The sequence below is a fragment of the Legionella maioricensis genome, assembly GCF_023618015.1.
Classification (GTDB): domain Bacteria; phylum Pseudomonadota; class Gammaproteobacteria; order Legionellales; family Legionellaceae; genus Legionella; species Legionella maioricensis.
The window spans coordinates 485,284-509,898 of sequence record NZ_JAJKBJ010000001.1 but is presented as its reverse complement, the minus strand read 5'-3'; the positions used below and the strand labels follow the sequence as shown (position 1 = coordinate 509,898).

The following is a 24,615-nucleotide window of genomic DNA, read 5'->3' as shown; positions in this document are numbered from 1 at the left end:
GTAAGTGAATTAATTCAAATTGCGCACGATAGCTGGATGCATCGTAGGATTCACGGTTTTGGATGTAACGCGCAATGTCGCTTCGGACTTGGTCTTGATTCATCGGCGTATGCTTGTTGGCTACCGCATCCACTGTTAGTACCCCATTATCATAATGGTGTACTAACAGCGGTATTAAGGTTTGGTACTGAGATAATACGGCCACCACGATTAATGCCATGACATTCAAGCTCATCGAGGCTAGAAAAGCGACTTGATAACGCTTACGCGATTGCTCTATTCGTCCAAACGTATCATCAGCCCAGGATCTTGCGTGGTTAAAATAGCGTGTTAACGATGGGTGTTGGTTCATGAAGCACCTCTTCTTAAGTTTTTATGGAGTTGTTTGAATAAATGGGTAGCTGCATTTTTTGTATGCTGCCCGCCGCGAGCAAGTGAGGAAGCGCTTGAACCCAATCCTTTACTCGTGTTACTCATGGTCTTTTGGGTAAGGCGACCTGTGCTTAGACTACCGGCGATGAATCCTCCGACCATCGCAGCACCAGAGGAAGTACATACCGAGCCGCCAATACTTTTACCTATATTGACCGCTTGAAGAATACCCATCACACACAGGCAGGCCACAATGAAAATAGGTATCCAAATGGCTGCGGTTACCGGATTATCATTACTTGTAAACGATGAAGTGACCCAATGCAGTAAGTGAATGCAGAGGCCAACCACACTGGACACAAGGATAAGTACAAAGGAAAAACCGGCCAGTACTCCAAGCCAGCGTTCAAAAAAGGATTTAGTTTGTTCAAAGAGGGTGAATAAAATGAACAATGGTGCGGTACACAAAAGAACCGCCAACATAAGTTTTGCAATAATAATTTCAATAAAGGCCAAGCCAACCGTCAAACTCCCTGATAGAAACACCATCATTCCGGCAAAGTAGGGTGTGAGTTTCCTTAAAGAGCCTGCTTCAAATAAATCGCAACCTAGCATTGATATTTCATCAAGGACATTTTGCAGCCCTTGGTTGATGGAGTTCCCTAAGCCGTGTTTATGTAGGGCAAGCATCAGTTTGGTTGCAATCGTTTCACTGCCGCCAATGAATAAATCGCAGACATGAGATGAAAAAAAACTCCAATTCATAGCGAACAAGTAAATTAATCCTACTCGAATGCAGAAGCGAAGCAGTTCATGCTGGGGCTGCTCAATTAGGCCGCGTGTTATAGCATATCCTTTGAGCACGATGTAGAGCACAATCATAGAGGCCAAAGGGGCTTGCAGTATAGACGACACCGCACTATAGCCATCAAAAACAAACGTACGGGTTATTGCATCCAGTTCACTGGCTAATTGAATCATGAAGTTATTGTACGTTGTGGTACTCATGATTTGTTCTCACTTAGGATGTGTGGTTCATGAGTGGCTGCATATTCGGCATAATCCTCAGCGAGCGATGCAAATACACTGGAATCAGTGACATCTTTTACGCTTAAATGTTCAAAGCCTGTATGCTGTTCTTTAGCAAAGGAAACCATCTCTTTATACAAAGCGTCACAAGATATCTCAGGGCTAGTCTTACCATCCATGCACTCCAAATAGGCATAACCATAAGAATCTTTTTGTGTCGGAATATGAAGGCGTTTTTCAGAATTAGCTGATGCATTCAGCAAAAATCTGAACGTGTCTTGCTTGGAATGAGTTGTTAATGGGTTTTGATGATGACAAGCGCATAAAGCAATAATTCCTAATAACACCACGCTACTTTTCAGTAAATTCTTCATTATTTACCCTCCTGTAAAGGTGCTTCATTAATAGGATATTGCGGGCAATAACGGCCAAATTGAGCACAAGGAGCATCTAAATCAGGTGGTGTTGACGAACAGCCAGTCAGCAGACCTAGAAGCAACACACTAAAAATCCATTTCATAGTCATCATTCCTCCTTATTTATTGGGTAATCGGTTAAAACGCGCGATCTCAGCTCTATCTTGGAGATCTGCCAAGCTGTCTTGTGCTACTTGTTGGCTCATCAATGTTTGCAGGCGTAAGCTCATGAGTTGAATAAAACCAATTTCAGTTAACAGTCGGGAATTTAAATCAATAGCGCCTTTGGTATTGGATGAGTGCTCAATCTGTTTGGAAAGCTTATGAAGCGCTTCCATGTGTTTATTGATTTCGTTGTAGCTTTCTGTGGTTTGCACTAAGACCGCACGATTGACGGCTTTATCTTCCTTAAAACGTGCTGCTTGAGCAGGGGAGGTATTGGTCTTAAAGCTCGTCTCATCTAGGGCAGGGTGGTTTTTTTCATAAGCTGCAACCAATTCTTTATATCGAGAAGAATTACCGCCAGATAGATTTTGTAATGCATCCTGCCACGTGCTGACCGGCGATTGCCAACTTTGTAAGCTATCTAAACCGTTATTAAGATCACCAAAACCATAATGTCCTGAATTCATGGACTTGAGTTGATTTAAGTTCTCCACTTGGGCTTGAGTACTTTCGTAGGTATCACGCAAGATGCGGTATTGTTCTTGCAGTTCATTGAGTTGCTTTAATGAAAGTGCAATCATTTGTGCATCTTCTACCCCTAATAAATCGGCGTGGCTTATCGGTGATAATGCTAAGAGCATTGAGAATAAGAGGGCTTTTTTATTCATAGGCACTCCGTTCAAAAAAAGAGGGCAACCATGCTTGGGGTTCTGTGCCTAACTCCTTCATTAATTCATCAAGCAATGTCACTGAACGGGTGTTTCCTGAAAGCACTCGAATGAAGTCACTTAATTCACTTAAATCAAGACGACATAACATGGATTCATGTTCTTGCTTGTAAAGAAATAGTCGGGACTCTGGTGTGCTTTCTTTGATTGCTTCAAATTCGGATTCAGTCAGTTTTAATGCATCAATGTAGGTTTCTTTTTCCGCACGAGGATTCGGAAATACAATCAAGGTTGCCAAGTTATCTAATACGATATGCCGAATAGGCGAGTTGATAATGCTTTGTGGCGATTGGGTATCAAAAATAAAATGCCCGTTCTTTTTCCGAATAGTGGGCAACCACTCACGCAGCGTTTTCTCCCAAAAAGGAGAGGCGAGTAACTGCCATGCTTCAGCCAGTACAAACGAGGTGAGCCGACCATCAAGGCATTGGCGCATACGGTGTAATAAATACAAGTACACAGGTGTTGCGATTAATTGCGGGGTGCTATCCATGAGGAAGGTGACATCAAAGCCAACCTTATCAAACTCAAGATTTAAGGCATCGGACTCATTATCAAATAACCAGTGATACTCTCCATCAATTCGTGCGGTGTCTTGTTTCAGCCAACGCTTAAGGTGTGACCAACGAGGGAAATCAACAGGTAAGTATTGACTGACAATGCTTAATGTTCTGTATTCGGGAGCTAATTGCTCGTATGCATAGTCAATGCACTCATTAATCGTTTCACCAATGTGGCTTGGAATCATTTGTTCATGCTCTTCTAAAAGTAGGGTGGCGAACCATGACTTTAAAAAGGATCGATTCTCCGGCGTATCGGGTAGCTGTAATGGATTCATCGATACAGGATTCGATGGCGCGATTTTAAGGTAGCGGCTGTTCCCTGAGGCTAAGATGTAAATCTTGGAGGATTCATCCCTATCCAGAAAAAAGCTGCGACCACCAAAACGCCCCATTTGGGCATCTAAAAAATTAACCAGCGTTGTTTTGCCTGCATTGTTACCGCCAAAGACTGCCGCATGGCCTTTAGATGGATTGGTGCGTGAACCCCGCGCATGATAATTAAAATACACCGGTGTTTTCGATGGAGATTCAAGCAGGGTGACTGCACTGCCTAAAAAGTTGTCATGGGAATAGCCTGATTGGGTATTGTGAAGCGAACAAAACCCTGCAAAGTTTTCCGAGGTAATGAGTGATGCTCGAGCAATAAAATGGGGGTTGCACGGAATTTGGCTCCAAAAGGCAGGCTCTTGGCCTAAGGTTTCTTTCACAACCACAATGCCACTGCTGGCATAACGCTTGGTTGCTTCTAGTATTAAGTCGTCTAAGTGTTCTTTATTGGGTGCAAGAAGCATTAAGGTATGATGATGGGCGCCTAATAATAGGGTTTCACTGGCAATACCATCTTCTAATTCAGTTAATGCATTCATTTGGCTGAGTGCTTTGTCTTCGGCATTAATTAACTTGGAACGCTTTTTAGTAATTTTATCTAAGGCACTATCACGTCCAATTGGGGCAAACGTATGGGTGGAAATAAATTCACAATCTAGGGACAGTAAATTATCTAATAAAATGCTCACCGTATCGGTAGGGTATTTCTTTAAGGATAATAGCGCGCCAAAGGTACACTCACTTAGGGTATTACCTTGAAATTGTACGTACTCGCCAAACAACAGTTGGTAACGGCTTAAATATTGTCCGAGATGGCCTTCTGGATAGATCGCCTCTTTCTTAAATGCACTGGAAATGGTATTGGCTATTGGTGGATTATACTGTGGTTGTTGATAGGGGAGCGTTTGACCCGCATTGACCACCAAGCTCAGAAACTCTAATAGCTCGCTAAACCCTTTATCTTTATCCTTATCACCCAAACGGTGTGCTCCGAATGAGGATAAATTAGCTTGTAATTGACTCACTGCATTACTGAGGGTGGCACCATCTTTTTCTCGCTGGATGTGTTTGAGTTCAGAACTGACATGACCAATGCCTTTCAACCATTCAATCCACGAGCCTGTTTTACTTGAGTCATCCCCTTTTAATACCACGGTGAGATACAAGGTATTTTCATAGGTTTTGTTATGGGCAAAGCGTTGGTGGTAGCGTTGATTGAGTGCTTGAGCAAACTCGGATTTAAAATCACCCTTGAGTACACGCGATGCTTTATGTCTGTGGGTCGTGACATAGACGATAAAACGTGAGTCCAAACCGACTAGCGCTTGATGTAGTAAAAAGAGTTGGTGATTTAATATTTCTGTCTCTGCCACCTCAAAAGAAATCCCCTCTACCCGTAATACCGAGCCAATTAAACCGGATTGAGACTCAAAAATACTGGGTGAATTTAAATGGGTGACAGGGAAATTATCTGAAACCTTGGCTTCAAGTGTTACGGGTTTTACTATCTTAAAACGGTTCATAAGCGCGCACCTTCCAAAGAGTTTTATTTGGGGCGTGAGGCAATAAATAGCATTTGGCACAAATCGTAAAAAAATGAATGTCGTAGCGACACACCAACCAGCCAAAAACGTGAAGGGGTATAAAAATAAGACCGTACAGTGGAGATAGGCCTATAAATGCGCACATCGAAACCATCAAGTTTAGGATGTGGTATTCAAAGGTTACCCCTAGCGTCATTGCGGGTCTTGTTAATGCATTAAAAAGAGGACTACTTTTTAGAGTGTTCATGCGCCCCTCCTAGCCAATAAAAGTGTTGTACAAGGTAGAACCACCAAAAATGATGCCCAGACCCACAAGAATCATTGAGAAGTATTCTTTGGGAAACTTTTGTCGATACAAACATAAGTAACCCGCTACTATGATGCATAGAATCCCGATAGAGCGAGCAAGCCCTCCTTGCAAATAACGGACGGTTCTATCGATAATGCTTTCAATGCTCTTTGCATGTGTTGTTGCAGGAAGAAGTGAACAAATCATCGTCCAATATGCTAGCGATACTTTGTTTTGCACCTTTTGAAGTTTGTTCATCGTGTACCCCTTGTTAAAGAAGCTAATTTTTCTTGCGCCAAATTTTGAGAAAAGACCTCTTCTCGGGCGATATCAATGTGTAGAGGGGCATCGATACCAATGCTAATGACATCATCTTCTATTTTGATTACCTTCATCTGAATGCGCCCTTTATCCATAAAAATCTGCTGTCCTGCCTTTCTGGTTAATACCAACATGTTGCTCTCCTTTTTTAGGCTAAAAGTTCCATACAGCGTTTGACGTTCTTGTTGACTATGTCTTCCTGCGCTCGGGTATGAACAGGAACTGTTCGAAACTCCTTTCGTTTCTTTATTTGCTTACAAAAGCCAATCATTTGCGGTAATGATGGAGGCATCTCATATTGCTCCCGGCATCCGATGATGGCTTCATGCAGTACCACTTCAGAAAACTCCACTAAACCATCAAGCCATTCTTTCTTAGCAAATTTCAAAAACTGTTCATCCTTAAATTGGCTTCGCCAAATATGCCCATAGAAGGCTGCAAATTTTGAGAACAATAAATCAATCCGCTTTTGTTCCTTACTGGTATCGCTGGAATGAGATGACATTGTCTGCTCTTGATTCTTCTTCATCACAGGGAGGGCAGAACATGTCTGCTCCGGTGTTATTTGTCCTAGTATTTTTTTCATGCTTTGCATGAGGTTTCTCCTGTAATGCGTCCATAAATAATTCATCCTCCCAACTGCGTTTGCTTAACCAGTTTGCTGGATATTTCCAAGGTGGCACCCATGTGCCTTGTGCTTTAAGTTGGTTTCTGTGTTGAAGTTGCTGCTGTAAGGCATGCATGAGTTGCTGAAATAGCTCGGTATTAGGATTTAGCTGTTCAAATGCAGCTTGAGCATTGCTCTTGGATTTCTTCTCGGGATACAAAGACCAAAATTGTTCGAATTGCGCTAATAAATAAATATAATAATTATCTTTATATAGAGGTATGGCGGCTTTTGAAGGGTTCGCTATGTCGCTTTTCTCAACTTCAATCCTTGATAAGCCAGTGTTTAATTGATCTGTAACGGGTGGCTTTATGGTGGTTTTCTGTGGCGGGTTTATGGTGGCTTTATTTTGGGCAGAATAACCCCTCGTTGCTAATTCACATTTTAAAATTAAGTGCATATCTTCTGAGTGGACAACAATTGCACCAGCGCGTACCAAACCAGCAATGGCACGGCGAACCTGATCACGAGAAAAGCTTTGGCTTTTTATACCGGGACGAGGCTCAATGTAGAGTTGCTCAGAAATTGATTGATGACTAATACGTCTTTTAACACCTACTAGCCCTGTTTTAACGTCCATATATGGTCGTATCCCTCTAAAATAAGTAAGCTGCTGGATGTGAGGTAACCCACATAATGCGGCCAATTCATTTTGGTTAATTATGAAATCCAACATCCCGGCACTTCTCCATATGCAACGTCCAAAACCAATAAACTCTTTTTGAGTAAAATTACTCGAAATGAGCAATTAAGATTTAAAGTTAACACACATTGAGAATGAGTCAATATCTGTTATCATATTTTTAAGAATATTTTTTGTATGCCAACTGAATGAGTATTAAAGAGAAAATTGGATTAAGGATTAAACAAGAGCGCAAGAGCAAAAATCTCACTATGAAGGCGCTTGCTGAGCTAACAGATAACTTAAATATTTCTCGAATAAATAATTATGAGAGGGGAGAGCGAACTCCCGGACCAGAGGAAATTAAGCAGCTAGCAAAGGTTTTAGAAGTTTCTCCTTCATTTTTAATGTGTCTCTCTGATGATCGACAAGGGAGTTTTAAAACCCCCGGCTTAGGTGGTCTATTACCTATACTAGATTATAAAAGTGCTTGTGATCCTGCTTTAGCAATCGAAAGAATAAAAGATGAGTCTTATTCTGAAAAAATAGATTTAATTCCAATTAGTTCTACAGTTCAAAAACGCATAGGGAAAAACGCTTTTGCGCTTGCAGTTATAGATGAAAGTATGATTCCCGAGTTTAAATTTGATGATATTTTAATCGTTGATCCTGATACTCAGCCGAATCCCGGAGATTTTATTATTGTCAGATTAGAAAATGAGTCTGAGGCTATTATTCGTAAATTTAAACAGTTATCAGCATCCAAAGAAAAACCCGAGTTTGAATTGATTGCAATCAATAATGATTGGCCGGATGTTAAAATTTCAAAAGAATTTAAAGAAATTTTTATTGGTTCAGTTATTTCATTATTTAGAACAATTAAGAGGTAATTCGAGCTTTAGTATATAACTTAGATTTCCGGAAATTATAGTGATATCATCCTTTGCGTGTAAGGAAATATGTGAACTGACGTATCAGTGTATTTTGTAATTTAATGGAAAAAAAATGAATAAAAAAACTATTTTAGCTTTGTTTCTTTCTTCACTAACATCAGTTAGCAATGCGGCTTTATTTGATGTGCCGCTTGCAAAGAAATGCTATTTAATTTATGAGCGATTGATTGTTATTGGGGATACGCAAATTTTAGATAAATGTAGGGAAAAATTGCAATATGCTACATTCCAAACGGAGGAGGCTGCTTTAGCAATAGCTAATGATCAGTATTCTGCTATATATAATATTGATTATGCAATTCAAGCCTTAAGACATGCTCAAGTCTATAGTTGTGAGAAGGAAGATGAAATTGTTGAAGTAGAGAAAAATTTAACATCTATTAAAAATCAACTCGAATAATTTTTCAAATAAGAATAAGCTAGATTTAGCTTATTCTTATTTTCCTGTAATTGTTTGAAATTGCTTCCCTGCATTTTCAACCCTGCTTGATGCGAAATGTTTGTCAGCATCATCTTTCTCAAAATGGGAGCCTAAATTTGAATGAATGAATAGTTTATTCTCTAAAGTAATTTCGGTAATGCTCCATGGTAGAAACCCCAGCCGCTCACACCAAATTCCCTCTCTTTCACACATCACTAAAATTGAAGAGCTATTTTCCCCCTTTGCTACCTTTCGTACTATTAATTTGGGGGAATCATCGTTATAGGCAAATACCGCCCCAATTTTTAAATTCTTGAAATACGTTTCAAATGAATTTTTTCCAATTTCTTGAGGGCAAGATGGAAAATAATAATTAGCACTCCATCCTAACTGCATACAGTTTTTTGTAGAAGCCATTTCCATACGATTAAAATCAGGCATTTTAATATCTATCATTTCTTATCCTTTTCTTTTAGGGTTGAAAACTACAATGTAACGGGATATAAACATCAAATACGTTACATATTCAAGAGGGGATTTAAGTGGAAAAAGCGTTACATGACTATTTTTGTATTAATACAGGTGAGGGACTCGAGTTTTACGGAGCTAAAGAATCCTCTTTTTTAGTAGAAGCAGCAAATTTTCATATTGAAAGAGTGAATGGAAAGGATTGCCCAAATACCCTGCCTCAACTTGATGCTATCATTTATGAGTGCATGGAGGAGTATTATAAAAATGGCCTTACTGATAATTTAGTAAATAAACTAAATGAAATTCTTTGGAATGTAAGAATTCAATTCCTTGTAGGAAATAGAGAAAATAAACTCTCTGCCATTCATGTTGCTTACATGCCCAAGAATCCCTCTCCCTTAGTTTTCGGAGCTTACATGTTCTCCAATGTAACCTCGCTTGGTGGGCTTCAAGGGTTGAAAAGGTGCTGTAACAAAGATTGCCTTAAGTTTTTTATAGGTCGCTCAAATGCCAAATGGTGCTCAAGCTCTTGTGGTTCTAAATATAGGGTAAACAAAATGCGGAAAAGCAAGAAAGCAGCTTGTTCTGAATTATTTCTTTAAATTATATGGGGATTCCTGTTGAAAAATATAATCAACACTGTCTTATGAATGATAAAAAATATCACTCATATGCCTAAATCTTTATGGCTAATTCTGAAAGTCAGAAGCCTTAACTCTATAGTAAGCTCAATAGGATTGTCTCTTATTTTTCCAAGTGACCTGAAAATGAACTACAATTATTGAACAACTCTTGTTAATTATGGATAGAAAATGAGAGACTTTATTACTAATAATAATTTAGCAATAGTTTCAGCAACTTATAAACAGGAAGATAAGGGATGGACAAAAAGTTATTTTCTTTTAGACCAACTTGCACATATAGAGAAAGATAAATTTGCTTTTCTGATACCTAACTTTTCTAGCAGCGAAATTAGTCTTCAAGGGGCTTTAACTTGGGGGGATTCTGGGTTTAACTTTTTAATAAAATCCACTCTTGTTAACTCGGCCATACCTATCATTAAGGTGAAAGAACATTCTAATATTGATCATCTTCAAATGGATATTTTGCACGATATTATTGGAGTGATTTTAAAATTAGCCAATCATAAAATAACAACGGATAAAAATTTACATCCTAAGGAAATAGCTTCTTTTAGAGCTCCAACTCTAGCAGCCTATAAACGCCATACAAAATACACATCAAAACAACAAGAAAATATCGAAAGGCATATAGAGAACAAAGTATTTGATAGGAAGTTTGGCGAAATATTAATATCGAATTTAGATAAAGGGTTAAGATGTAGGGGTTAATCTAAAAAACCTACTATATTCTTATGTAATTGCATCCTAATTTTTTCATTTCGAGGAATACTTAAAATTTGCTTGCCAAGCCCACAAGAGCAGGCATCACTTTTTATACCAATGTAATTTTTGGCTACAAAAGGGACAATGTTAGTTAACTCTCTAGTGCAGTCGCAATATAATGGTAAAGAGGTTTCCAGACTAGGATATATTTTAAACCATCTTCTTAAACTTATTTTTGGTATCCACATATATTAATGATAAAAATAAAAAAGACATATTGTATATAATTAATTCACAAAGGTAAATGGAAAAATGTCTTTCTGATGATATTTGGGGTTTTATTAATTAAAGGCAATTGAGCCAAAAATTGAGGGATTATCAGCTATTATTCTATAGAATTGGATACCGTTAATTCTAATTGAATTTTTAGACTAATTAATTGGTCTTAATTTTGTAGGTTTCTGAATCAAATAGTAATATCCATTTGCAGTCTATACTTTCAAAATGGATTAAAAGGAAATGACAATCTGATGAGCAGACATAATTATTATAGAAGGCGATCTGTATCGAATGATTTCGAATATTATTCAGATATGCGAGTCTCTGTGCGTGCGGAAAAATATAAAAACTTTCAATTTACATCAGTTTTCAAACCTATGTTTTGCGAAAAGCATGCTTTGATTGGAGAAGGGCAGATTTACTTTAATGATTTACTATGCTTGTTATCTATTCCAAGCAGAATAGAATGTCCTTTCAACTGGAAGGAAGTGTTAAAAATTAGGCAATTTGAAGCTGTTCCACCTAAGATCGAAGGTTTGTTGACTGAGCCATTAAAACCTGAAGAGCCTGTCGAACCATATTACGATGATATAGCGTCAGGAATGTTGAAGATTTTCTCAAAACCTTCTTATATTAAACCCGATATCAAAATTCGATTTCTAAGAGATAGAAGTCCGAAGTTGGCCACAATATTTGAGAGCCTTTTCATATATGTTGGAAAAATTTGGCACAATCTAACATTATATGTGTGGCAGTGGCGATATAATATCGTTGAGAGACGAAAAAGAAGTAGTAAATACTATAAATCCTATGAGTTAAGCATGGATGCATACAATCAAAATTTGGCCAACTATAATAGAGCTCACTCTCACTGGATAGTTAAACGCACTCAGAGTGAGAAGATGCTCAAAGAGGCGTTATCGATTTGGTCAAATGAAAAGGACTCATTTGATCAATCTGCAATAACTGAAAATGAACAATTAATAAAGCTAAAGACTGGATATGAAAGCGGAGATAAAGCTGCTATAGAAAAATTCGTACAAATGATCCTTTTACAATCGCCATATCCTGATACATTTCCTCGACATTTTGAAACTAATTATGAGCCAGATTCAAAAATTATAATTATTGATTTTCAACTTCCCGATTTTGAAAGATATGAAATTCTGGAAGAGACAAAGCAATTTAAATTAAAACCCGTATCGAAAATTAAACGAAAATCAATCGTTGAATTCTCGCTACCAGCTATCGCCATTCGCACTTTATATGAGGTTGCGATAACAGATGAAATTAACGCGATTTCATCAATTGTTTTTAATGGTTGGGTTAATTTTATTGATAAGACGAATGGTCATGAAAGGTATGAGTGTATTTTATCCGTTCATGCAACTGTTGATAAGATTAAGAAACTTATAATTACCAATTTAGATCCCAAAGAATGCTTTAAGTCATTTAAAGGTGTGATAGCAAAAAATATTTTAGAATATATTCCAGTTGCACCAATTTTAGTAATAAATAAAAATGATAATCGTCTCATTGAGGGTAGAGAAATTATGGTGGGATTATCACCAGATCATAATTTAGCAGCAATGGATTGGAATGATTTTGAGCATCTAATTCGTGAGCTTTTTGAGAAAGAATTCTCTAAACATGGTGCGGAAGTAAGAATCACTCATGCAAGTCATGATCGGGGGGTCGATGCAATAATTTACGACCCAGATCCTATTAGAGGTGGTAAGTTTATCATTCAAGCCAAAAGATATACCAAGCTAGTTGATGTTTCTGCAGTGCGCGATCTATATGGTGCTATACAAAATGAAAGTGCAAATCGGGGGATTCTTGTTACAACGAGCCATTATGGTCCAGATGCTTATGAATTTGCAAAAGATAAAAATATTACATTATTAACAGGAGAAAACCTTTTGCATCTTTTAGAAAAGCATGGATACAAATTCAAAATTGATATTAAAGAAGCAAGAAAGATTTTGAATCTAAAATAATCTAATGAGAGCATCATTCATTTAATTACCAATAAAAATATAAAGCCAATCCATCATTTTTGAAGACACGGTTTCGGATAAATATTCTTTGTCATTGAGTACCTGATTTAAACAGAAGGGCGTGACCTCTAGTAACTCAGAGAGTTCTTTTAGATCATATTTGCTATAGGTTAATAAAAATTCCAAAATAATTTTTTGGGCAGATTTGTTGCAATTGAAACGAATATCAAACTCTGATTCCCAAACTTCTGCTAGACATCCCATGTCATAAACTCCAAAGCTTATTCATCCATAAAAGTGAAATATTAGTTAAGCACAGTGAGTCAGAGAATAAAATTATGTTTTTTTCTTGGAAAATGATAGGGGTAAAATGTAATTTTGTTTTAATCCTAAGCATAGGTAAAAAATTATTTCTATTGATGAAGTAATTCAGGGGATGCAGAATCATTCTTATCTGACGCTTCATTCATGAATAAACGTAATTTTCCTGCAATTAAATACAAGAATAGTGCGCCTGCTAATGCCCATACTGCTAACTCATTAAATACGTAATAATAATCTGAATTACTTAACAAAGGATTTGATGATTCAGATTTAATCATTGAGTTGGAAAAATAATGGGATAAGGATGCAGATACACCAGAAACAAGCATCCAGCTTCCCATTAGAAGTCCTTGTAAATGGCTTGGAGCTATACGCCCAATCATTGCATAGCCCACAGGGCCTATAAATAATTCCGCTATTGCTTGTGTTACAAAATGCAAAACAATCCAGTTAAAAGCGGTATAACCGGTTTCATTAGCAAAATGAATTCCACAGGATAAAGAAATGAAGGACACTGTTAGGAGAAAAAATGCCCAAATAAACTGGGTAGAAACAGAAAACGTGTAACCTTTGTTCTGTAGTTTGCTAATTAATAAAGCGAGTAATGGGCTGCCAATAATAATAACAAATGAGTTAATATTTAGAATCCATTGTGTAGGAATATCAAATCCTAAAAGTTGTTTATCGACATTATTCTTAATAAACAAAGTAACACCCATTGGACCCGTATAATAAATCATCCAAAACACAGTGGATGTAATAGTTAAAATTAAAAAGGCCGTAATTTTTTGTCTGTTTGCGAGTATTTTTTGATTGTTTCTGATAAATAAAATAACGAAGAACATTAGCATACTAATCGTTATCACTAGACCATTACTAAAATCAGGTAACTTAAAGCAAATGTTCAAAACAGGTATAAGAAGTACTATAAATAAAACTCCTCCAATACCCTTTATTCTTTGTTTTTGCGCAGAGTTTAATGCTAGGTTGGTATTTATGTCATTGATGTTTTTCCAGCAATAGGTAACTAATAATGTGGTAATTATGTTAGTTGCTATGCAAGCGTAGAAAATTTCTTCGTAGTGATTTGAGGCATCATAAAAGCCACTACAAATAAAACCAGCCCAAAAGCCTATATTCATAGTCGAATAGCTTATAAAAAAAGCTTTATCTCGTCTTGGATCGGAAGATGAAAAACGTTGGGTGAGAATCGTGTTATAACAAGTTGTATTTAATCCGCAACCAATTAAAAACAAACTTAAGCCGAGGTAAAGTGAGGTAGTTTCTGGAAACACTAAGCATAGTATGCCGAAGGTTTGCAAAATAGTAGTTAATAGGAATAGAAACCGGTTACTTAACCAATTGCCACCGATTAGTCCACCAAATAGATGCAACACAAAATTAAATGCTAAAAATAAACCTACTATGCTGTTAGATAAGTGGTTTGATAAACCTAGCTGGTTAGTGATATATAAAGACAATGAAGAATAAAGCACTGCAAATGAGAATGTGGAAAACATTTGTATTAAATAAAGAAACATTATCCCTTTAGGCATTCTTTGCTCTACAGTACTCATTTGACCTCCTATCCGTGAGCCGTGACTCTAACATTAGAATTAGTTAAGATTAAGTGTTTTTTTAATTTTTGATGTAATACTGTTCACGAGTGGAACAAGTTGTCGGGTGTTTATGGAATGAACAAGATAGAAAGAACTTCATGGGACGAGATAAAGCAGGCTGTTTTTGCAGTAAACCCTGCACTGTATGAAGTGATTGAAAAAATCTCACCAAATAAAAATATCCCCTTTTTTCTAGCTCACTATTCCTTTGGTTCTCATTTTGGTATTAAAAATCATGCCTATTTGCCTACTCCAGAGGGAACTTTAGAAAAAATTGATAGTAAGCATACCGCCAACGAGCTATTCGAGCACTTAGGATATGGGAAAAATAGCCTGCCGTTAGGTATGATTTTAAACAAATTTTGTGAGTGGCATCACTTCGGTTCTGATGATCATATTTTTCCTGACTGTGTTCAAGGGCCTGGAGCCATATTCAACATGCAGGTGGTATTTGATGAAGATCAAACGGTAGATAATAATGTTTTGTCCGTCTCATCAGGAGCCTTGTCATCATTCTTATTACCTAATATAGGTTGTACAAGAAGGCACTCTCGCATTCAAAAATATTTTAATGTGAATGTACCCGCACCTAAATCGCCTTATGAACATCATCTGATTTTTAAAGAAATTTTGCAGGATAAAACACTCCGTTCTGATTGGAGTAGTCAAATTTTATATTTCTCTCAAGAGTTTATTAATGAAGTTAAAACGAATGATAATTGGTTGAAATTAAAGCTTTATTTCTCTGAATCCTTAAGAAAAAAATTAACTCAAAATGCCTATGATGCATCTTGCAATGAGCTATTTTTGAGAGCCAAAAAAATTAATAGATTCAGACCTACACCATTCATTATAGATACAGCTAAATACATATATAACATTTGTATGGGTTCTGGTATTGGAGTAAAACCAGCAATAGATGATCAATATTTTCCTGTCACAGCCATACAAAAAATATATGATGAGTGTTACCAGTTAGAGCATACGCCAACAGTAATGGTGCCTGCTCCTTTGTTTGAAAAGAATGATAGTGTTTATTATCCCTTGCAATGCCCATTTTCTAAAATTAATACATTTAAAACAAATCAGAGTAATAGCACAATAAATGAGTTGGAAACTTTAAGAAACGTTCTTCTTGCCTATCAAGAAGAGTTTATCGGTGTAGATGGGGATGCTTATGGAAGCCCTCTGTATCATATGAGTAAACAAATAAAGTTTAACTTCTATCATTATAAAGCAACGGGTAGTGGTGTTATTAGTAATTCTGCTAGTTTATTGAATACTGATAAACGATTTTCTTTTATGTTTGATAATTCAAATAAAAGTTTTGCTAGTGATGCCAAATTATTTAGGGGCTGCGTGAGTCTCAGTAGATAATTTAAAATTGTCTAAATCAATCTCTAGGAGCTCGATGTATTTTGTGCTCAGTTTTGTGGTAGGAGAGGGGGGAATATAAAGCGAGGAGATAGGGTTTATTTCCACCTCCTCTAAACTAGATAATTTGAGCCATTCAATTCTAGGTTTTTGAGTTGGATAGAGGGCTGCTTCATATAAGCAAATTTGTTGTTCGTTTGAATAATAATTACTAAGATAGTCCTTCAACACATTTAGCTTTATTGTTTTTTGTCTATTAAACATTCCTAGATTTGCAATTTGCCATAGGATTGCATGGGATTGGATGTCTAATTTACGCTCATAAATTAGTAGCTCAGTAGCATCAATGCTAAAACATCCTTGCGCTCCGGGATCTATTTGTAAATCTGAAAACAAGCAATCCATAGACGATATGGCGGGTAATACGATGGCATTGCCTTTTTCTGCTTGGATTATTTTAACCGCTTGTAAAGCCGATTCGGCGAAAACTGTGGGGTGCCCGTAAAAGACAACGCAGAGATTAGTATATTGATAATAACTTCTAACTATTTCTGACGTTATATTAGTGTAAGCGTCTATTCGCTTGGTTGAATTAAAATAAATTGGTTCCAATGATTCCGCACTTTTCGACTCTCTTACAATCCATTGTTTTAATAGTTCTTCATTAACCAAATACAGTACTTTATCTGAGTTTTGAATGATTCTTTTAGTTTCTTCAGTCAAGTGTGCTACAGACTTGATACCGGAACCAACAACAATCAATTTATGCATTTTGATTATTGAATGAGTGCAATTTTATTTGCGTGGGGCTGTTCGATTTGAGTAACTTCAGGGGTTATCTCCAGTGCTGTAGATTCATTTTCAATTAAAAATTCAATACCGATCAATGCTTCTAAGTCATTAAGTAAGTTCATCCTATCACCTTAATTTAATAGATTTTAGCGATCATTGTATAAACAAATGGAATAAAGGTATAGCGAGATTTATAGATCTTTAAAAACTCTAAAAAGGAATTGCGTCGAAAAACTCGTTATGTTTAAATAATTACTCGAATCGAGTAATTTGTAAATCTAAGGACAGTAATGAACGAATTCATGAATGGACAACTAAGTAATTCTCCAGTCTCTCACTTCAATACAATGAATATTGATCAAGCCTCAAGATTTCTAGGTGCTCATAAAGAAACAATCCGCCGATTAGCAGCAGAGGGAACATTGCCTGCTGTTAAAATTGGCCGTGGTTGGTGTTTTATTGAACAGGATCTTGTTTTGTATATGCGTTCTCAGTATTCTGCACGTGTTACATCGCAAGGCGCTACAAAACGGAGTAAGCAACAATGGCGCTTTACAAAAGAAATGAAACTTGGTGGGTTAGCTTCACACACAAGGGACAAAGAATACAACGAAGCACTGGGACTGAGAACAAAGTAGCAGCTCAAGAATATCATGATAAATTGAAGGCTGAATTATGGGGTATGGAAAGATTAGCCCATAAACCAGTTTATTCTTGGCAAGATGCTGTAGTGCGATGGTTGCAAGAAAATAGTGCTAAAAGAAGTATTGAAACAGATAAGTTTCATTTGCGTTGGTTAGATAAGCATTTAGCAAACTTGAGTTTAAATGAAATTAATCGTGATATTCTCGAAGATGTAGCGCTACAGAAGGAAACAGAGGACGTTACTTTAACTACTGTTAATCGAGTAATGGAAGTGGTTCGCGCAATTCTTACAAAAGCCCACAAGGAGTGGGAGTGGATTGATAAAGTTCCTGCTATTCGTATGCGGCAGGTTGAGAAAAATAGAATTCGCTGGTTAATTCCAGATGAGGCTAATCGATTACTTAATGAATTGCCCTCACATCTTCGAGATATGGCTGCTTTTTCATTAGCAACTGGATTACGCGCTGGTAATGTAACCGGGCTTAAATGGTCTAATCTCGACTTAAACAAGCGACATGCTTGGATACATCCTGATGAAGCTAAAACTAAGAAAGCTATTCCAGTGCCTTTAAATGATGATGCAATAGCTATTTTAGTAAGTCGGCAGGGTATTCATAAAGAATTTGTTTTTACCTATAAAAATAATCAAATTCAGAAATGTAGTACTCGTGCTTGGAGCAAAGCCTTGGAAAGAGCAGGGATTGAAAATTTTAGATGGCATGATCTGAGGCATACTTGGGCTAGTTGGCATGTTCAAAATGGCACTAGCTTACAAGAGCTTCAACAGTTGGGTGGATGGTCTAGTTTTGATATGGTATTGCGTTATGCTCACCTTTCAGGCGATCATTTAAGTAATGCTGCAAACAGAATCAGCAGTTTGGGAGTGGGTACAGGTAGTAAGGCTTAGGTTTCAAGGATGTAGTAAAAAGTGTTACAAATTTGCTACATCTACTTTCTTGAAATTGGAAAAATGAACGTAAGTATTTGATTAAATGGTGCGCTCGGAGGGACTCGAACCCCCGACACCTTGGTTCGAAGCCTGATACTCAATAATATAAAACATTATAAATCAACAGCTTACGATGCATCAAATCATCGAATTCCTGCCTAGAACTGCCACAAACACACTACAAACGGCCATAGTTACGGCACGTTTTCGTCACTGTTGTGTCAGGCAGCGCTAGGCAGTCCCAATCAATATTTCCCTGTGTGACACATAGCCACATTAGAATCTTGTGTCGATTATTAGTATTTTGATTAGACTGACTCTGAGTGGTATAATCACTTATTACCTGAATTAATAAAAATACAAAACGCGTATTTGAATTTGAGAGTGGTTGCGCTATAATATGAATTAACCATGCCCGTCACGCCTCTCAACGATGCGCACCACGACGGGTTATTTTTTTATGGTTGAAAAGAGTTACACGAAACCTGCACTTACTGTTAGTCAACAGCTAGAGTTTTTAATTTCTCAGGGTTTGCATATTGAGGATCAAAAACATGCTGTTCGTGCATTAGAAACAGTAAGCTATTATCGCTTATCATCCTATCTTTTGCCTTTTAAGCAATCGCACAACGCAAATAGCCCTCGCCAATTTAAAGAAAACGCCACATTTGAACAAGTTTGGCAGCTTTATCAATTTGACAGAGAGTTAAGGTTACTTGTTGCTGATGCAATTGAAAAAATAGAGGTGGCATTTCGAGCGGCATTAACCAATGTGACAAGTATCCGATTTAATCCTTTTTGGTATGTAGAGCGAAATCACTTTAAGGCTAAAGCTGGTGCAAATAAAGAAAGAGATTTTTTTGATGATTATCTAAAAACAATTAAAACGATTAGTACCAATAAGCAGGAACTATTTATTCAACATTATCATAAAAATTATGATAAGCCATATTTTCCACCAATTTGGATGATGGTTGAGGCACTCTCCTTTGGTGTCTGTTCTAAGATGTTTAATAATATCCAGTCGAAAGATGTGCGTAATGAAATTGCTTCTTTTTTAGGTCAGCATACAACTGTAATTGAATCCTGGATAAAAAGTTTAACCTATACAAGGAACCTATGTGCTCATCATTCAAGATTATGGAATAGATGGCTCGTTATTCCTCCGCTAATTCCTAAGAATGCTCCTATTAAAACCCATATTGATGGTAACTATCGTTTTCAATTAATCGCTTTTGTCATAGATCAATTATTAGAAAAAATTGCACCTGAATCTAATTGGAAAATAAAGCTCTTTGAGCTATTTGAAAGAAATGAGCAGTTTCCAGGAGTCGAAATGGGATTTATAAATAATTGGCGAGATGACCCAATATGGTCAGTGTAAATTAAAGACCGACATTGACTCAAACCAGTTGATTAGTGATATTAAAATCGAAGCCATTGCTCTAGAAGGAGTAGTTCTAAACGATCCATCTTGGCTTGTGTGACGATTACCTGATGAGAGAGACAATCGTCTTCAATCTTGATTATAAAGGGTTTTAATTCATGTCCAGCCTTTTAAGGTATTTAAAATCATCATTGGAAGTCTTGGTAGTGTTTTTTGGTTGTCCTTCGAACTGATTCTTGAATGATTCGAATGGTTTGATAACAGTACAAGCATGCCCATCATTTTATTGGTGAATAGTCTGACCTTCAACAATAAAAGGCTGATAGCCGTAGCCATAAAAGAGGGATTTCAATTCTTTATTGCTCATTCGGCCAAAAAGGGTTGGGCCAGAGATTTTGTATCCATTTAGGTGAAGAATAGGAAGAACGGCACCATTAGTCGCAGGATCAATGAATTTATTCAAATGCCAGGCTGTGGCTGTTGGTCCTGTTTCAGCTTCACCGTCGCCAATAATACAAGCGACAATAAGATTAGGATTATCAGGTGCAGCACCATAAGCTGTAGCGAGTGAATAACCCAATTCACCTCCTTCCAAAATAACACCAGGAGTTCCAGGGTTACTATGGCTTGGAAAACCATAAGGCCAGCAAAAATTTTTAATAAGGTAAGCTATTCCTTGTTCGGTATGTGTTGCTTCTGGATAGTATTTTTTTAGAGTCCCCTCAATAAAAAGATTGGCTTGTAGTGCTGCATAACCATGACCTGGACCAAGCACAAAAGGATGGATGATTTGTGTTTTTTAATAAGATAATTAAGATGAGCATAGATGAAATTAATGCCTGGGCAAGTACCCCAGTGACCCAATAAGCGTGGTTTGATGTCTGCAAAGGTAAGTGGTTGTTCCAGTAAGCAATTGTTCATTAAATAAATTTGCGCGGCAGAGAGGTAATTGGCCGCTCGCATATACTGTTTTATGGATTCAATGGCGTCCTCCATCTTATCTCCTTAAGTCTTAAATAAATCATCCATTGCTTCAATCATCAAATCCGTTACATCAATTGCATTCGAGGCATGCGCAATGGTATTGCAGGTGATGATTTGCTTGACTCCTGATTTTTGTAAGTCCTCATAGGCGTTTCCTGCAAACAGCGCATGTACTCCAATACAAATAGGAGGCTTCATATGGAGTGCTTTTAAATGATTGACCGTTTTAATCAGGGTGGCTGCGGTTGAAATAATATCATCGACTAAGATGGGTGTATGGTTTTGATATAAGTCAATTTGTGGAATGGATATTTCAACGAGATTATCGCCTTTTCTTTGTTTTTCCAGAATTAAAAAGGGTGCTTTAATTCTTTGAGCAATATCTGAAACCCATTGCGCGCTTTCAGCATCGGGTCCAATAAGCAATGCATCAGGTACATTAGCTTTAATCCAAGCTGCAATGGGCTTCGTTGCATGCAGTGCAATTGCTGGGATGGAATAAATATCATTTAAAGCATGCCAACGATGAAGATGAGGGTCAATGGTCATCAGCCCATCAAAATAATTCGAAATCAATGTTGCAAAATAATGAGAGGTAATACTGTCTCCGGGTTGAAAGCGTTTATCCTGGCGCATATAAACAAGATAAGGTGCGATGAGACCTATTTTCTTTGCTCCTAATTCTTTGGCTGTTTCAGCAGCGAAGAGAAGAGGCAGTATTTTGCTATTGGGATGGGTTAAATCAGCAATCATGATGACGTCTTTGTCGTTCACTGAAGATTTGATGTTAATCACGGTTTCATCGTCGGGAAATTGGTGCAGTGTGATATTGCCCATGTCATACCCCAGTTGCTGCTGCATTGCCTTGGCAAAATGGTCGCTGTCAAACAGGGAAAAGAGGATTGGTGTTGGCTTCATGTGGATTCCTCAATATGGATAACAGGATGCCCTTGTTGATGAAACGCCAAGGCATAATCAAGCTCACCTTGAGTTTCTGCATGAACAATGAGTAAGGGTTGGCCTTTTTCTACCTCCGTGTTTAAAGGCGCTAAGAGTTCAACTCCCGCTGCTTTTGATTTGGGTGCCCCGGCTAGTTTTGCAAGACGGGCAATTAAGCGATTATCAATGCTCATAACCTTGCCTGTTTGTGTGGATTCAATGGTTTGGGTGTACGGTGCAGAAGGAATATTAAAAAATCCACCTTGGGCTTGGCAAATTGCTTCGAATTTTGTTAATGCTTTTCCGCTATTCAATAGGGATTCTGCCAGTTGTTTGCCCGTACCGGATACAACTTCGGGAGAAAATTCGAGTAGGTGTCCTGCCAGGGTTAAGGCACGGTCTCGTAAATCTTGAGGTGCTGAGGGGTGACAAGAAAGCACAGAAAATACATCCCTTGCTTCAAGAGCAGGCCCGATGCCACGACCAACGGGTTGGGTTCCATCTGTAAAAACACTATTGAGTTGGATGGAAAATTCTTTGGCGATACGCTCTAAGGTATTTTTTAACGCTGTTGCTTGTTCCATCGTCCTTACTTTTGCAGTAGGACCAATGGGAATGTCAATGACAATGTGGGTTGAACCTGCGGCAATTTTTTTAGAGAGAATGGAAGCCACCATTTGTCCTTCGCTGTCTAAATCGATGGAACGTTCAATGCGAATGAGTAAATCATCCGCAGGGCTTAAAGCAACGGCACCACCCCAAGCAATGCACCCATGTTCTTGCTCCACTACTTTTTGCATGGTTTTGATGTCTAAATTAACGGGCGCAAAAACCTCCATGGTGTCGGCTGTTCCTGCGGGTGAGGTTATGGCTCTGGAGGAGGTTTTAGGCATCATGAGTCCAAAGGCTGCAACTATAGGAACTACAATTAAGGTAGTGCGATTGCCGGGTAAGCCACCAACACAGTGCTTATCCACAATAAACGGTGAGGGCCAGTGCAATTTCTTTCCGGTTTGCACCATGGCATTCGTTAAATCAAGGATTTCATTGGTGTTCAATCGACTTCCCGCACTTCCTGCAAGAAACATAGCAATCTGAACATCGGAGAGTTGTCCTGTCACGACATCAGCCACAATGTGGTTAATTTCTTCTGTTTTTAATTCATTCCCATAAAGTTTGGAGCGAATAGAGCTTAATGAGTCAAGTGGCTTTGGGTGGGCAATAGAAATTTTATCGCCTATCTTTGCTGAGAGCAAATCCCAAGCATAGCTCGAGAGGCTTGCTTCGCCGGGTTTGAGTAAATTGGATGTCACCTCAGTGGTATTGATGGTGGCGATGATGGTTTGGTTATTGAGTGTGACTTCTACGCGGGCCTCGGCCACAAACCCTTCTGAGCGACAGATGTGACAGTCTTCGCGCATGTAAATAATCGCCATTTTTGACGAGTTAATCCCTATATGGGTGAGTGTTAATGCTGCATGAGTGGTGTTCACGTGAGCGTCTCGGTTTGTTGGTAGTGAGGAACCACACAGGTCCAGCCAAATTGCTGTTCTATTTTCGCCTTTAATGAAGTTGCCGCTTGGGGTTCGCCATGGGTAATAAAAACTTTTTTAGGCGGTTTACGAAAATGGCTTAACCAGTGCAGGAGCTCTTCATAATCTGCATGGGCCGAGAGGTTACTTAAGGATTCAACCTGTGCTTTAACAGGAACCATCTGCCCGTGTATTTTAATTTCCGTCTCACCTTGAATCATACGGGCACCACGCGTTCCACCTGCTTGGTAGCCGGCAAAAAGGATGGTGTTCTCATGGTGAGGGGCATAGGCTTTTAAATGAAATAAAATACGACCTCCTGTTGCCATGCCGCTGGCCGAAATGATGATTTTGGGAAATTGATTGCTATCGAGTTGTTTGGATTCCTCAGGGGTCCTGATGTAGGTTGCCGTGTTACACAGGTTTTTACATTCCTGTTCCGACAGACGGTGGTCTTCTTGATGGTGACACAGAATATGGGTTGCATTGATGGCCATGGGGCTATCGAGATATACAGGAATATCCGGGATGGATTGCTCTTGTTTTAATAGTGCGATGTAATGGAGTATGCTTTGGGCGCGCGCCACGGCAAAGGCTGGAATAATGATGGAACCCCCTCGTCGCACGGTTTTATTAATGATGTTTTTTAAAAGCTCTGTAGGAGGAGTCTTGTCGTGGAGGCGATTCCCATAGGTTGATTCAATCACCAGATAATCAATGTCTTCAATGAGGCTTGGCGCTTGCATGACACAATCATGAGGCCTTCCCATGTCGCCAGTAAATAAAAGGGACGTATTATGGTTCTTCATGCGAACAAAGGATGAGCCAATAATATGACCCGCACGGATGAATTGAACCTCCATGTCTTTAAAAGGATCAAAAAAGGTATTGTAGAGTTTGGTTCGGAATTGTTTTAACGCCGTTTCTGCATCCTGGATTGTATAAAGAGGTAGGGCCGGATGATGTTTGGAATAGCCGTACTTGTTGGCATTTTTGGCCTCTTCTTCTTGCAAATGACCACTATCGGGTAAAAGGATGGCACATAAATCTTTGGTACCGGGTGTGCAGTAAATAGGACCAGAGAAGCCATTTTTTACTAATAAGGGTAAATAACCGGAGTGATCGATGTGTGCATGAGTAAGAAGTACTGCATTAATGGATGAGGGGTTAATAGGTAGTGGCGCCCAATTGCGAAGGCGAAGCTCCTTATACCCTTGAAATAACCCAGAATCCACTAAGATTTTATTATGGTCTGCCTCAACTAAGTACTTAGAGCCCGTTACGGTTTCTGTGGCGCCTAGGAACGTTAATTTCATCATGATGAGTCCTTTTTTATTGAGTATAGTGCAAGTTACAAGCGCATGCTGGATAAACTATTATCGAAACAAAGGGTTATTCATTATACCCCCCAGGGTATGACTTGACAGAGATTGGGTGAAGCGATACATAATGGGAACTATTTAGAATTCTTAATAGTGCATCCATTCACTCAATCGGCCATATGATTCATGCTTGGATACTCCTGTTTAGCGAATGTTTCGGTGGGAATTATTAAAG

Annotated in this window: 28 protein-coding genes and 1 pseudogene; 9 read left to right on the top strand and 20 right to left on the bottom strand. The window is 38.2% G+C overall.

Going from position 1 to position 24,615, the window contains the following annotated elements; genetic code table 11:
- The 11 genes from LOX96_RS02295 to LOX96_RS02245 form a co-directional block, all read right to left on the bottom strand.
- On the bottom strand, nt 1-352 hold a 352-nt coding region (locus tag LOX96_RS02295; RefSeq protein ID WP_250456343.1), incomplete at its 3' end, for a VirB8/TrbF family protein.
- Nucleotides 349-1,380, bottom strand: a complete 1,032-nt coding sequence (locus tag LOX96_RS02290) for a TrbL/VirB6 family protein (RefSeq protein ID WP_250420677.1) — start codon at nt 1,378-1,380, stop codon at nt 349-351. The genes LOX96_RS02290 and LOX96_RS02295, both read right to left, overlap by 4 nt.
- A complete protein-coding gene (gene lvrD, locus LOX96_RS02285; RefSeq protein ID WP_250420679.1) occupies nt 1,377-1,775 on the bottom strand; it encodes a T4SS-associated protein LvrD in 399 nt (132 codons plus the stop codon). The genes LOX96_RS02290 and lvrD overlap by 4 nt, the downstream gene beginning before the upstream one ends.
- Entirely contained in the window at nt 1,775-1,927 is a 153-nt protein-coding gene (gene lvhB7, locus LOX96_RS02280) for a T4SS-associated protein LvhB7 (protein WP_250456342.1), read from the bottom strand. The genes lvrD and lvhB7 overlap by 1 nt, the downstream gene beginning before the upstream one ends.
- A 9-nt stretch (nt 1,928-1,936) precedes the next feature.
- Nucleotides 1,937-2,650, bottom strand: a complete 714-nt coding sequence (locus LOX96_RS02275; RefSeq protein ID WP_250420683.1) for a type IV secretion system protein — start codon at nt 2,648-2,650, stop codon at nt 1,937-1,939.
- On the bottom strand, nt 2,643-5,123 hold the full coding sequence (locus LOX96_RS02270; protein WP_250420686.1) for a VirB4 family type IV secretion/conjugal transfer ATPase: 2,481 nt from the start codon (nt 5,121-5,123) through the stop codon (nt 2,643-2,645). The genes LOX96_RS02275 and LOX96_RS02270 overlap by 8 nt, the downstream gene beginning before the upstream one ends.
- Complete coding sequence (locus tag LOX96_RS02265) at nt 5,110-5,391, bottom strand: VirB3 family type IV secretion system protein (RefSeq protein ID WP_250420690.1); 282 nt, start codon at nt 5,389-5,391, stop codon at nt 5,110-5,112. Before LOX96_RS02265 ends, LOX96_RS02270 begins: the two co-directional genes overlap by 14 nt.
- Nucleotides 5,392-5,400: 9 nt before the next feature.
- Nucleotides 5,401-5,691 (bottom strand): TrbC/VirB2 family protein, encoded by a 291-nt coding sequence (locus LOX96_RS02260; RefSeq protein ID WP_250420691.1) that lies wholly within the window; start codon nt 5,689-5,691, stop codon nt 5,401-5,403.
- Complete coding sequence (locus LOX96_RS02255; protein ID WP_250420693.1) at nt 5,688-5,888, bottom strand: carbon storage regulator; 201 nt, start codon at nt 5,886-5,888, stop codon at nt 5,688-5,690. The genes LOX96_RS02260 and LOX96_RS02255 overlap by 4 nt, the downstream gene beginning before the upstream one ends.
- A 14-nt stretch (nt 5,889-5,902) precedes the next feature.
- Nucleotides 5,903-6,259, bottom strand: coding sequence for a Vir protein (locus tag LOX96_RS02250; RefSeq protein WP_250420695.1), 357 nt, complete (start codon nt 6,257-6,259; stop codon nt 5,903-5,905).
- Nucleotides 6,231-7,097 carry a hypothetical protein gene (locus tag LOX96_RS02245; protein WP_250420696.1) on the bottom strand — a complete coding sequence of 289 codons (867 nt, stop codon included), beginning with the start codon at nt 7,095-7,097 and terminating at the stop codon, nt 6,231-6,233. The genes LOX96_RS02250 and LOX96_RS02245 overlap by 29 nt, the downstream gene beginning before the upstream one ends.
- A gap of 155 nt (nt 7,098-7,252) precedes the next feature.
- Between LOX96_RS02245 and LOX96_RS02240 the strand changes: the two genes are divergently transcribed.
- Both LOX96_RS02240 and LOX96_RS02235 read left to right on the top strand, forming a co-directional pair.
- Nucleotides 7,253-7,933 (top strand): helix-turn-helix domain-containing protein, encoded by a 681-nt coding sequence (locus tag LOX96_RS02240; RefSeq protein ID WP_250420698.1) that lies wholly within the window; start codon nt 7,253-7,255, stop codon nt 7,931-7,933.
- Nucleotides 7,934-8,048: 115 nt separating this feature from the next.
- Nucleotides 8,049-8,396, top strand: a complete 348-nt coding sequence (locus LOX96_RS02235) for a hypothetical protein (protein ID WP_250420700.1) — start codon at nt 8,049-8,051, stop codon at nt 8,394-8,396.
- 36 nt (nt 8,397-8,432) lie between these two features.
- On the opposite strand, the gene LOX96_RS02230 is transcribed toward LOX96_RS02235, so the two are convergent.
- The gene (locus tag LOX96_RS02230; protein ID WP_250420702.1) at nt 8,433-8,873 is read right to left on the bottom strand and encodes a hypothetical protein; all 441 of its coding nucleotides are present in this window, start codon (nt 8,871-8,873) and stop codon (nt 8,433-8,435) included.
- Between the two features lie 86 nt (nt 8,874-8,959).
- On the opposite strand from LOX96_RS02230, the gene LOX96_RS02225 reads away from it, so the two are divergent.
- The 3 genes from LOX96_RS02225 (at nt 8,960) to LOX96_RS02215 (ending at nt 12,513) form a co-directional block, all read left to right on the top strand.
- Complete coding sequence (locus tag LOX96_RS02225; protein WP_250420705.1) at nt 8,960-9,490, top strand: CGNR zinc finger domain-containing protein; 531 nt, start codon at nt 8,960-8,962, stop codon at nt 9,488-9,490.
- Between the two features lie 210 nt (nt 9,491-9,700).
- Nucleotides 9,701-10,240: a hypothetical protein gene (locus LOX96_RS02220; RefSeq protein WP_250420707.1), complete on the top strand. Its 540-nt coding sequence runs from the start codon at nt 9,701-9,703 to the stop codon at nt 10,238-10,240.
- A gap of 524 nt (nt 10,241-10,764) precedes the next feature.
- The gene (locus LOX96_RS02215; RefSeq protein WP_250420710.1) at nt 10,765-12,513 is read left to right on the top strand and encodes a restriction endonuclease; all 1,749 of its coding nucleotides are present in this window, start codon (nt 10,765-10,767) and stop codon (nt 12,511-12,513) included.
- Nucleotides 12,514-12,534: 21 nt separating this feature from the next.
- Here LOX96_RS02215 and LOX96_RS02210 read toward each other — a convergent pair whose 3' ends face one another.
- The gene (locus LOX96_RS02210; RefSeq protein WP_250420712.1) at nt 12,535-12,777 is read right to left on the bottom strand and encodes a hypothetical protein; all 243 of its coding nucleotides are present in this window, start codon (nt 12,775-12,777) and stop codon (nt 12,535-12,537) included.
- A 149-nt stretch (nt 12,778-12,926) separates the two neighbouring features.
- Complete coding sequence (locus LOX96_RS02205; RefSeq protein WP_250420713.1) at nt 12,927-14,414, bottom strand: peptide MFS transporter; 1,488 nt, start codon at nt 14,412-14,414, stop codon at nt 12,927-12,929.
- A 117-nt stretch (nt 14,415-14,531) separates the two neighbouring features.
- Here LOX96_RS02205 and LOX96_RS02200 point away from each other — a divergent pair, with 117 nt between their 5' ends.
- Nucleotides 14,532-15,833 carry a hypothetical protein gene (locus tag LOX96_RS02200; RefSeq protein WP_250420714.1) on the top strand — a complete coding sequence of 434 codons (1,302 nt, stop codon included), beginning with the start codon at nt 14,532-14,534 and terminating at the stop codon, nt 15,831-15,833.
- Here the strand turns inward: LOX96_RS02200 and LOX96_RS02195 are convergent.
- Entirely contained in the window at nt 15,801-16,601 is an 801-nt protein-coding gene (locus LOX96_RS02195; RefSeq protein WP_250420715.1) for an SAM-dependent methyltransferase, read from the bottom strand. The genes LOX96_RS02200 and LOX96_RS02195 overlap by 33 nt on opposite strands.
- A 5-nt stretch (nt 16,602-16,606) precedes the next feature.
- Nucleotides 16,607-16,744 (bottom strand): hypothetical protein, encoded by a 138-nt coding sequence (locus tag LOX96_RS02190; RefSeq protein WP_250420716.1) that lies wholly within the window; start codon nt 16,742-16,744, stop codon nt 16,607-16,609.
- Between the two features lie 168 nt (nt 16,745-16,912).
- Between LOX96_RS02190 and LOX96_RS02185 the strand changes: the two genes are divergently transcribed.
- The 3 genes from LOX96_RS02185 to LOX96_RS02175 all read left to right on the top strand — a co-directional run bounded on the left by LOX96_RS02185 (nt 16,913) and on the right by LOX96_RS02175 (nt 19,600).
- Nucleotides 16,913-17,260 carry a helix-turn-helix domain-containing protein gene (locus LOX96_RS02185; RefSeq protein ID WP_250420717.1) on the top strand — a complete coding sequence of 116 codons (348 nt, stop codon included), beginning with the start codon at nt 16,913-16,915 and terminating at the stop codon, nt 17,258-17,260.
- The gene (locus LOX96_RS02180; RefSeq protein ID WP_250420718.1) at nt 17,167-18,174 is read left to right on the top strand and encodes a tyrosine-type recombinase/integrase; all 1,008 of its coding nucleotides are present in this window, start codon (nt 17,167-17,169) and stop codon (nt 18,172-18,174) included. The genes LOX96_RS02185 and LOX96_RS02180 overlap by 94 nt, the downstream gene beginning before the upstream one ends.
- A gap of 502 nt (nt 18,175-18,676) precedes the next feature.
- Complete coding sequence (locus LOX96_RS02175; RefSeq protein WP_058388290.1) at nt 18,677-19,600, top strand: Abi family protein; 924 nt, start codon at nt 18,677-18,679, stop codon at nt 19,598-19,600.
- Between the two features lie 286 nt (nt 19,601-19,886).
- Here LOX96_RS02175 and LOX96_RS02170 read toward each other — a convergent pair.
- From LOX96_RS02170 to LOX96_RS02155, 4 genes and pseudogenes are all read right to left on the bottom strand, one after another.
- Nucleotides 19,887-20,566, bottom strand: a pseudogene (locus tag LOX96_RS02170) (phosphoketolase family protein).
- A gap of 42 nt (nt 20,567-20,608) precedes the next feature.
- A complete protein-coding gene (locus tag LOX96_RS02165) occupies nt 20,609-21,505 on the bottom strand; it encodes a ribose-phosphate pyrophosphokinase (RefSeq protein WP_250420719.1) in 897 nt (298 codons plus the stop codon).
- Nucleotides 21,502-23,019 (bottom strand): thymidine phosphorylase family protein, encoded by a 1,518-nt coding sequence (locus tag LOX96_RS02160; RefSeq protein ID WP_348645823.1) that lies wholly within the window; start codon nt 23,017-23,019, stop codon nt 21,502-21,504. Before LOX96_RS02160 ends, LOX96_RS02165 begins: the two co-directional genes overlap by 4 nt.
- Nucleotides 23,016-24,374, bottom strand: a complete 1,359-nt coding sequence (locus tag LOX96_RS02155) for an MBL fold metallo-hydrolase RNA specificity domain-containing protein (RefSeq protein ID WP_250420811.1) — start codon at nt 24,372-24,374, stop codon at nt 23,016-23,018. The genes LOX96_RS02160 and LOX96_RS02155 overlap by 4 nt, the downstream gene beginning before the upstream one ends.
- Nucleotides 24,375-24,615 lie beyond the last annotated feature (241 nt).

Excerpts from the sequence above, each read along its gene's own strand:
- LOX96_RS02290 (WP_250420677.1), bottom strand. The coding sequence starts at position 1,380 with ATGAGTACCACAACGTACAATAACTTCATGATTCAATTAGCCAGTGAA.
- lvrD (WP_250420679.1), bottom strand. The coding sequence starts at position 1,775 with ATGAAGAATTTACTGAAAAGTAGCGTGGTGTTATTAGGAATTATTGCT.
- lvhB7 (WP_250456342.1), bottom strand. The coding sequence starts at position 1,927 with ATGACTATGAAATGGATTTTTAGTGTGTTGCTTCTAGGTCTGCTGACT.
- LOX96_RS02275 (WP_250420683.1), bottom strand. The coding sequence starts at position 2,650 with ATGAATAAAAAAGCCCTCTTATTCTCAATGCTCTTAGCATTATCACCG.
- LOX96_RS02270 (WP_250420686.1), bottom strand. The coding sequence starts at position 5,123 with ATGAACCGTTTTAAGATAGTAAAACCCGTAACACTTGAAGCCAAGGTT.
- LOX96_RS02265 (WP_250420690.1), bottom strand. The coding sequence starts at position 5,391 with ATGAACACTCTAAAAAGTAGTCCTCTTTTTAATGCATTAACAAGACCC.
- LOX96_RS02260 (WP_250420691.1), bottom strand. The coding sequence starts at position 5,691 with ATGAACAAACTTCAAAAGGTGCAAAACAAAGTATCGCTAGCATATTGG.
- LOX96_RS02255 (WP_250420693.1), bottom strand. The coding sequence starts at position 5,888 with ATGTTGGTATTAACCAGAAAGGCAGGACAGCAGATTTTTATGGATAAA.
- LOX96_RS02250 (WP_250420695.1), bottom strand. The coding sequence starts at position 6,259 with ATGTCATCTCATTCCAGCGATACCAGTAAGGAACAAAAGCGGATTGAT.
- LOX96_RS02245 (WP_250420696.1), bottom strand. The coding sequence starts at position 7,097 with ATGTTGGATTTCATAATTAACCAAAATGAATTGGCCGCATTATGTGGG.
- LOX96_RS02240 (WP_250420698.1), top strand. The coding sequence starts at position 7,253 with ATGAGTATTAAAGAGAAAATTGGATTAAGGATTAAACAAGAGCGCAAG.
- LOX96_RS02235 (WP_250420700.1), top strand. The coding sequence starts at position 8,049 with ATGAATAAAAAAACTATTTTAGCTTTGTTTCTTTCTTCACTAACATCA.
- LOX96_RS02230 (WP_250420702.1), bottom strand. The coding sequence starts at position 8,873 with ATGATAGATATTAAAATGCCTGATTTTAATCGTATGGAAATGGCTTCT.
- LOX96_RS02220 (WP_250420707.1), top strand. The coding sequence starts at position 9,701 with ATGAGAGACTTTATTACTAATAATAATTTAGCAATAGTTTCAGCAACT.
- LOX96_RS02215 (WP_250420710.1), top strand. The coding sequence starts at position 10,765 with ATGAGCAGACATAATTATTATAGAAGGCGATCTGTATCGAATGATTTC.
- LOX96_RS02210 (WP_250420712.1), bottom strand. The coding sequence starts at position 12,777 with ATGGGATGTCTAGCAGAAGTTTGGGAATCAGAGTTTGATATTCGTTTC.
- LOX96_RS02205 (WP_250420713.1), bottom strand. The coding sequence starts at position 14,414 with ATGAGTACTGTAGAGCAAAGAATGCCTAAAGGGATAATGTTTCTTTAT.
- LOX96_RS02200 (WP_250420714.1), top strand. The coding sequence starts at position 14,532 with ATGAACAAGATAGAAAGAACTTCATGGGACGAGATAAAGCAGGCTGTT.
- LOX96_RS02195 (WP_250420715.1), bottom strand. The coding sequence starts at position 16,601 with ATGCATAAATTGATTGTTGTTGGTTCCGGTATCAAGTCTGTAGCACAC.
- LOX96_RS02190 (WP_250420716.1), bottom strand. The coding sequence starts at position 16,744 with ATGAACTTACTTAATGACTTAGAAGCATTGATCGGTATTGAATTTTTA.
- LOX96_RS02185 (WP_250420717.1), top strand. The coding sequence starts at position 16,913 with ATGAACGAATTCATGAATGGACAACTAAGTAATTCTCCAGTCTCTCAC.
- LOX96_RS02180 (WP_250420718.1), top strand. The coding sequence starts at position 17,167 with ATGGCGCTTTACAAAAGAAATGAAACTTGGTGGGTTAGCTTCACACAC.
- LOX96_RS02175 (WP_058388290.1), top strand. The coding sequence starts at position 18,677 with ATGGTTGAAAAGAGTTACACGAAACCTGCACTTACTGTTAGTCAACAG.
- LOX96_RS02165 (WP_250420719.1), bottom strand. The coding sequence starts at position 21,505 with ATGAAGCCAACACCAATCCTCTTTTCCCTGTTTGACAGCGACCATTTT.
- LOX96_RS02155 (WP_250420811.1), bottom strand. The coding sequence starts at position 24,374 with ATGAAATTAACGTTCCTAGGCGCCACAGAAACCGTAACGGGCTCTAAG.